Annotated in this window: 4 protein-coding genes and 1 pseudogene; 2 read left to right on the top strand and 3 right to left on the bottom strand. The window is 52.6% G+C overall.

Annotated features, from left to right (window positions below):
* Positions 1–144: 144 nt before the first annotated feature.
* Positions 145–693 (top strand): annotated as a pseudogene (locus QMX98_RS31890) (DNA methyltransferase); the annotation flags it as partial.
* 912 nt (positions 694–1,605) lie between these two features.
* Positions 1,606–2,892, top strand: coding sequence for an outer membrane protein transport protein (locus tag QMX98_RS31895; RefSeq protein ID WP_200617364.1), 1,287 nt, complete (start codon positions 1,606–1,608; stop codon positions 2,890–2,892).
* A gap of 59 nt (positions 2,893–2,951) precedes the next feature.
* Here QMX98_RS31895 and QMX98_RS31900 read toward each other — a convergent pair whose 3' ends face one another.
* The 3 genes from QMX98_RS31900 to QMX98_RS31910 form a co-directional block, all read right to left on the bottom strand.
* Positions 2,952–3,863, bottom strand: coding sequence for a hypothetical protein (locus QMX98_RS31900; protein ID WP_200617366.1), 912 nt, complete (start codon positions 3,861–3,863; stop codon positions 2,952–2,954).
* 10 nt (positions 3,864–3,873) lie between these two features.
* The gene (locus QMX98_RS31905) at positions 3,874–4,038 is read right to left on the bottom strand and encodes a hypothetical protein (protein WP_282411939.1); all 165 of its coding nucleotides are present in this window, start codon (positions 4,036–4,038) and stop codon (positions 3,874–3,876) included.
* 395 nt (positions 4,039–4,433) lie between these two features.
* Positions 4,434–5,372, bottom strand: a complete 939-nt coding sequence (locus QMX98_RS31910) for a hypothetical protein (RefSeq protein WP_200618065.1) — start codon at positions 5,370–5,372, stop codon at positions 4,434–4,436.
* Positions 5,373–5,587 lie beyond the last annotated feature (215 nt).

Consider the following 5,587-nt stretch of genomic DNA (forward strand, 5'->3'; position numbering starts at 1 on the left):
ATGAGGCAGATTGTCAGTCACTCATCACTTATTCCACGCGTAAAAAAACATAAAAATAGTTAGATTAGGTAAGTATCTGATTTATGGAAGATAAAACACATATAACAGTTAGCAAGGCTCCAGAAGCTATGGTCAAGTCGGACGCGCCAACAACTCAATGTTTCGTGGGAACCATGCCTGTGGTTTGCCCGCGATCCTATTTTGTGTAAGGCAGATAATCGAAGGGTGCTAAGGCCTCACACTGAGCGCCATGCCAAGCTTTTGAGTCAAGGTGGTGAGCATCGAAGCACAAGTTATGGTGATCGCGCTTATCGGGTCCGCCCGGGAAGCTTTGGCGGAATCACCAACGGCGCCATCCCAAAGAACACGCTCCAGATTGGCCACTCCTGTGCCCGCGGACGGGAACACAGAAAAGCGCTAACCAGCCTGGGTCTGACTCAGCACGGCGCCGGCTGGCCATTTGCTGTACCTGATTTTTTTATCAAATTCCTGACAGAGCCCGGCGATTTGGTCGCTGATATTTTTTCAGGCCGGGCCATGACCGGTCGAGCAGCTGAAGAGAATCAACGTCGCTGGATCTGCGTCGAGAGTGCATTGCAGTACGTGCGTGGAGCCGCCGAACTCTTCCGTTCATTCCAAGGCTTCTGGATCAATCCGGCATTAGAGGAAGCATTCGGGACATCCGACGCGTAGAAGCACAGCCATTGGTCACGGGTCCGAAACTGGACAAGTAGGCAACCTTGCCTAATGCCTTGCATAGGCAGGATTGCCTATTCCTGAAATCGCGAGGGACACGCGGTCAATCGCACAGTTTTCTGCAACTGCTGGACTCTTAGGCCACACCGGCACGAACGAAGTGCCTCATAATTGGTGACCGATGCCCCTGACATGTCTCAGATAGGGCCGCTACCACCAGGCCGAATGGGTAGCCTCGAGGGGAAAGATTTCACGAGGCCACCACCATGGTTACGAAAAAAACAATCGCTACTGGTTTGGGGATTGCAACGCTCTTGGCGCTTGGATTTGCCGCAACAATCAGCACCGGAATGATGGCGGGGACCATACCGGCAGCACTGTACGGACATGCCGACGATGCCCCTGGCTGTCTCACAAACCTAGGCCAAAATGCCGAGCAATGGGCGGAATTATCGCGTGCCCAGATCCACTCCGAGCCAATGCTAATGGATGGCACGTCGGGCGGTTACTGCTTCAACCCACCGAGAAAGTCCAGTCATCTCTGACTGACCGAGACGGGTCGCGCTGAGCACTCAGAATAAATTCGCTTACGACTCCCTCGTTTGTGCCGCCCTTGGCACAAAAGAATCTTCTGCGCCCCTGAGATGAGGCGATGTTTTGTGCCAAGCACAATGGCTGCTCTGATCATAATTACCCGCCAATAGCTGGAAAGTCCTGTGACTCCCTAACGCATACATCACCTGTTAACACTTCCAATAATATTTCCGGAAGGTTCACTAAATTGTGTTGGATTGTCCTACAAAACCGCTCTATCTCCTGCAATACAGGCAATACAGGCAATACAGGCTATGGCGCTGCGAGCATTTTATTGGTAATTTCGTCGGCGCTGATCACCAAGGATTAATAATAATGAAAAAAGTGCTTTTCAAAAACACCATCGGTTTCGCTGTGGCCGTGGCATCCACTCAACTCTTCGCTGCTGGATTCGCTCTTAACGAACAAAGCATCAGTGGGATGGGCACTGGTTTTGCTGGCCGCTCTTCTTCTGCCGATGACGCCAGCACTGTATTTGGTAACCCTGCCGGCATGGCACGCCTTAAGCGCGAACAAGTGACCGTAGGCGCGGCTGCCATTCTCGCCAAGTCAGATATCAGCAGAGACGGCAGCAATTCTCCAGGTGGCAACTTCGATGGCGATATGGTTCCGACCGTCGGCGTACCTATGGGCTATTACGTCAAGCCAATCGATGATCATTGGGCATTCGGATTCGGTATTTACGCACCGTTCGGCCTGGTCACCGACTATGAAAACGGCTTCGCCGGCCGATACTTCGGTAGCTATAGTAAAGTTTCGGTCGTGACCCTGCAGCCGACCGTCAGCTACGCCTTTAATGACAAGGTTTCGATCGGTTTCGGTCCGACCATCAACCGTATTGACGGCACATTGAAGTCTGATGTCCGTAGTAACTTTGCTGGTACTAACGACGGTGAAGTGAAAATCAGCGGTGATGACACTGCCGTTGGCTACAACATAGGCGTCATGGTTCAGGCCACTGACAGCACGCGTCTAGGCCTAACTTACCACTCGATGGTTGATTACAAGCTCGAGGGCAAAACAAGGATCACTGGTGCTCCTTTCAGCGTTTTCAGTGGCAGCAAGTTCGATGCCTCGCTGAAACTCAAGACTCCTGAGTCCGTGGATTTCTCCGTTACCCACGAGCTGGACCAGAACTGGACCCTATACCTAGGCAGCACTTGGACCCGTTGGAGCCGTCTAGAGGACATTACCGTCAACAATAGTGGCGTACCAGCGCAGCTGGGCGGTAGCGCTGGCGCGATTGGCACTATCAGCGAGCCACAGAACTGGCACGACACTTGGGCCCACGCCATCGGTGCTAGCTACAAGCTCAACAAGGAATGGACACTCCGTACCGGCTTCTCGGTTGACCAATCGCCTACCAACAACGAGGACCGTTCGCCGCGTATCCCGACTGGCGACCGCAAAGTATTCAGCCTCGGTGCAGGCTGGAGCCCAACCGAAGACATCACTGTCGACATGGCGTACTCCTACCTGATGGAAGAAGACGTTAAAGTCAGCCACTCGAAGCCTCTTGCCCCAGGTGTAAACACCACCTACAACGCCAAGTATGAAAACAGCGCACACGGCCTCGGCCTCGGCCTGACCTATCGCTTCTAAGCGTTAGTTGGTCAAACAAAAAAGCCCCAGCATGCCGGGGCTTTTTTTATTCCTTTGTCTTAGGCTTGAAGCGAATTGGCTTCTGACCCAGGGACTGGCGGAAATTGAGTCAATTGTCCGGTCTCACCTGGTTGTGTACTTGGCATTGCTTCCATCTTCCCGGTGGTTAAGCCCCGACTGAGCGAGAGGAAAAGGGCAGTTGGGGCGCCATTCCTTGGTCCTCGGCAAATGGGTATCCCCAGGGAGCGACGACATTGACCGACCGAACCTTTTGTAAAGGCGCCGCCGAGCAAGGCCGCGACTTCTGAGTCTTTAATTTTGCCGAGTAACGCAATGCGTTCGGCCGTCCAGACCTTATGGTGCCGCTTGATCCCCAACTTCTTTCGAAGTATTGAAAGTGTGGTTGATGAGTAGCCAAACCTGGCCACCAAATCACGATCGGGTACCTTCCCAAGCAAGGACAACATTTCTTCGGGGTACTTAGGCACATTTACACTCAGGATACCCCGGGCTTTCCGCTCCTTCTTCAGGTAGTGCAGCGTGAAACCAAACTCGGTGGATAGATCCTGATCAGATCGCACCCCCAGTTGACTGATCAGCTCCTGCGGCAAATTAACTATCTCGCGCTTTTTGGGGTTGGGAGTTTGAGTAGGTGTAGTTGCAGGCTTAACCGTGGAGGCGATGCCCATTTTTTTTCGAAGTGCACAGACGCTTGCGATATGGTACCCAAACTGCTCACCGACTTCCCGGTCTGTAACTTTCCCCAGCAGTTGAACCATTTCTTCGGGGTATACACCACGTTTGAACTGGTCGATACCCAAGGCAAGACGCTTCTGCTTCAAGAAGTAAGCCGAAATACCACATTCAACCGAAAGATCGCGATCCGAGCGCTTGCCGAGTTGCTGGATCACAGCTTCGGGGATCTCATCCAGTTTGTGGCTATTTGACTTGCGTTGGGCTCGTTCGCGCATAAATCGTTTCTTATTTGTCAATTCTTTTGGAAAAGCGTCGCCATTCAACACTCGTTTCAGGACGGTGGTTCTTCTTGCCCGCGGCATCGACTGGGAACAGCAACTGCATGCCCCGTTCGGCAAAGGTGCGAAACTGTTCTGGGGGCACCTGGTCGAGGTTGGTCGAAGAAATCATGCCGCTGATTGTGCCAGAGCAGACTCTCAGCGGCGACTAACAGATTGGCCACAAGGCCAGGGCATAAAAAATCGTGATTGAGCTACCAGCACCGATTCTTTGCTAAGGCTACCCACCCCAGCACGAGAGCTTGAAGTTGCTCGGCATCCAAATCGGCTTCAGAGCCGTGTCGCGCGGGAATTGGCAAACAGATGAGCACAGTGCCTACTCGCCGCACCGAACATTACGACAACCCGCGCCATTACTGTTTCAGTGCCAACACGCATGCCCACTTAGAATGCTGAAAATGGTGTCCACTTAAGTGGACACCATAGCCTCAAGCGATGGCATCAGTTAGGTGTGTTGCCAAGACGCTTACTATCGTGCGGCAGCAAGGTGCATTTGCAACCGGCGTATCACCGCGTTCTCATTACCTGCAGCGCAATTTTAAGACGATCCCTCCAACGGAGATTCAGTAACCCCTGGCGGTAATGCGGAATGGAATATCCCTTCAGAGGCGCCAACTTTCCTCGCTGCTTAGCGAGATACTTCTCAGCACGCTCCTCAGAAGTTAAACCCTTGCAGGAATCGATCCTTTCCTCCAGGTCGTAACTTGGCCTCCAGAGATTTGAGTTGCGGTGCACAATGACCCCATCAGCTGGAACGCTCAACAGGCCATTTAACGACCGGTTGAGAACTATCCACTCACCACTTTCAACCGCCGAACTGGTTGGCTTCTCCCCTTTTGAAGCGATCACATCACTGCTCCAAAGGACGTTTTCTACAGGATGTTCGACCTGTATGGTCACTGGATAGCTTGCATAACCGGCTCCCTCGCACCATGAAGTAAGGACATTGGAAGGGAGATCGAAGTGCTCGTAATTAAGACGCTTTGCCGCTCTAGACATATCCAAGATGGTGGTGGCATACCCCTCCTCGCCCCCCCCTTCATCTCCGTCATAAAGGCTGCGATGAAGCTGAACTGTCCGAATTCCACGCCGCTTAAATACCGACTGCGTGTGATCGTAGATACGCCTGATTTCACCTAGCGCGATTTCGACCTTGTGGGGCGTATCGAGGTGTTCCTTAAGAATCTTCAGCGCCCCAGCAGCCTCCTCATCTTTGGGTGCAGAAGCTTGGCAGGCGTCAGGATGCCAAGGATGCCGCCTAACATTCAGAGCCTCCATCACCAACCAGGTCAGAATCCCACGCGATCCCAAGCCCCACGAGTTCCAGTTTGAAATGGGTACCTTGGTAGCTGATCCGTCACCATAGGTCATGAGTGCGTAAAGGAGAGGATGGGAAATCTGAATTCGGTCTTCATTCGTGAAATTCATCTGAGCGGAAGTTTTCATTTTTTTCCTAGGAGTTCGATTACCAGAGGCAAATATGGCCGCCTATGCCCCCGATTCTAATGGCCGGCCCAAATCCGTCACAGAGCAATCGGCATTTTTCAAGGTAGTTGTCGCGTCAACCGTCTAACTATGCCGCCATTTTCTCGTTCTGTTGCTCTCGATCCGGGTTCAACAACACGGTGCCGATCGGTTCCCAGTTACGCGTCCGGCCTGAC

It is taken from the genome of Pseudomonas sp. PS02303 (assembly GCF_029959925.1).
In the GTDB taxonomy this organism is placed as follows: Bacteria; Pseudomonadota; Gammaproteobacteria; order Pseudomonadales; family Pseudomonadaceae; genus Aquipseudomonas; species Aquipseudomonas mandelii.